Source organism: Mycobacterium ahvazicum, assembly GCF_900176255.2.
In the GTDB taxonomy this organism is placed as follows: domain Bacteria; phylum Actinomycetota; class Actinomycetes; order Mycobacteriales; family Mycobacteriaceae; genus Mycobacterium; species Mycobacterium ahvazicum.
Window position 1 is genome coordinate 1 of sequence record NZ_FXEG02000008.1, and the last position, 1255, is coordinate 1255.

Annotated in this window: 1 protein-coding gene and 1 pseudogene; both read right to left on the bottom strand. The window is 66.3% G+C overall.

Translation table 11 applies throughout. The annotated features are described in order from the left end of the window. Window positions 1-217 (bottom strand): annotated as a pseudogene (locus MAAFP003_RS28800) (protein kinase domain-containing protein); the annotation flags it as partial. A gap of 77 nt (window positions 218-294) precedes the next feature. Continuing rightward, on the bottom strand, window positions 295-1255 hold a 961-nt coding region (locus tag MAAFP003_RS28805), incomplete at its 5' end, for a peptidylprolyl isomerase (RefSeq protein ID WP_133160898.1).

The following is a 1255-nucleotide window of genomic DNA, read 5'->3' on the forward strand; positions in this document are numbered from 1 at the left end:
GGCCTTCGATCAGCCGCATGTCGACATACAGTCGGCCGTCGATCTCGCCGTAGCTGTGGATCGGCACCATGTGCGGGTCGTTCAGGCTTGCCGCGATGCGCGCCTCACGCCGGAAGCGCTGCTGAAATTCGTCGTCTTCCGCCAGATGTGCGGGCAGCACCTTGAGCGCGACCACCCGATCGGTGAGGGTGTCGCGAGCGCGGAACACCTGTCCCATCCCGCCGCGCCCCAACAGGCCCTGTAGTTCGTAATGCCCGAATACTTCCGTCGACACCCAACGACCATATGCCGTTGTTAGCTGACCCGTATCGAGTTGATCGTTACCGCGGAGGTCGGCATTCCGGTCATCCGGTGGCCGGCGACTCCTGCCGCGGCGATCTTGTCGAGGACCGTGAGGCCGGCCGCGTCGATGTTGCCGAGCACCGTGAATGTCGGCGGAGCCTCGGTGTCCTGGTAGAACATGACGAATTGGCTGCCGTTGGTATTGGGCTCGTTGGTGGCCATGACCACGGCTCCGCGCGGGTAGATCACCGTCGCCCTGAGCGCGGGATCTCCGGGCGGATATTGATTGGTGGGGTATTCGTCGGCGAATTCGTAACCGGGACCGCCGTTTCCGTCCTTATCCGGCCCACCGCACACCAGCGTCGCGCCGTCCGAGCCGGTGGACAGGCGCGGGCAGATGGTGCCGTCGAAGAATTGTTGGCGGGCAAGGCTGACGAAGCTGTTCACCGTGCACGGTGACTCGTTGTTGGCGAGCGCGATGCCGATGTCGCCGAAATTGGTGGAGACAGTGGCGGGAATCTGCGCCGGCGTGGTGGCTACCCTGCCGGACGGAGGCAGGGTGACGGGCTTGGGCGAGGCATCCACGGAATCGTTGCCCACGGTTTGGTATTGACAGTTGGCACCCAGGTCAGGTGGCGGGGCAAATGCCGGCAACGGCGGCGCGGCATTCCCGTTCGGGGCGGCCTGGGTCGTCGCCGCTCCCGGTCCGCCGAAGGTGGGTCCCTGCTTGGGCGACCTCGGGCGGGGTGCGGCGCTGGATGTCGCATTGTTCGACGAGGCGTCGCCGTTGGTCACCAGGGCGATGACCAGCACCGTCACCATGGCCAGCGTGAACAGCGATGCCGCCACGATGCCGATGATCAGGCCCCGGTTCGACTTCTGCGGCTCCGGTTGCTGCGGGGCATAGGCCGTCGGAGGATGGCCGGATTGCGCTGGCGGCGACGACGGGGTGGGCGCGGTGGCCGGGTAGGAC